The organism is Aminobacter sp. P4_D5, from assembly GCF_056401815.1.
Window position 1 is genome coordinate 1 of the sequence record NZ_JBFUIP010001431.1, and the last position, 513, is coordinate 513.

At 68.2% G+C, this 513-nt stretch carries 1 protein-coding gene; it reads right to left on the reverse strand.

What is annotated here, in order from left to right:
- The coding region (locus AC1DWF_RS38810) for an O-antigen ligase family protein (protein ID WP_476843706.1) at positions 1-513 on the reverse strand (513 nt) is incomplete at both ends.

Below are 513 nucleotides of genomic sequence, written 5' to 3' on the forward strand. Positions count from 1 at the left end.
CCGTGTCCGTCCGCCGGAATGGAAACTCCATGGCCCGGTCCACTCCGCCGCCTTCTGCGTGCCGGGGATACGCGCGACCGACAGTGCCGCCATCAGCCAGAGCAGGAACTGCAGGTCGGGCCGCAGCAGCAGGGACTCGCTGTAGTTGTAGATGCCGTAGACGACCGTCAGTATCAGCACCCAGAACGCACGGCGGCGGTGCCCTTCCAGCATGGCGCGGACTGCCCGTCCGAGGGTGACGGCGTTCAGCACCACCACCAGGGCTGGTCCGAGCATGCCGAGCTGCAGCGTCCCGTCGAGATAGCCGCTGTGCGCCGTGGGCGCCTGCCAGCCGACGCGCTGCCAGAGGAGCTCCGCCGCATGGGTCCCCATCAGCCAGAACGCATTGTAGCCGTAGCCGAGATAGGGTCGCGCGCTGATGGCGTCGCGGACTTCTGCCCAGATGTAGACCCGACCGGTCAGGGTGTCGTCCTTGCCGACGGCCTCGAACAGGCCGGACGAGCCGAGCAGGGT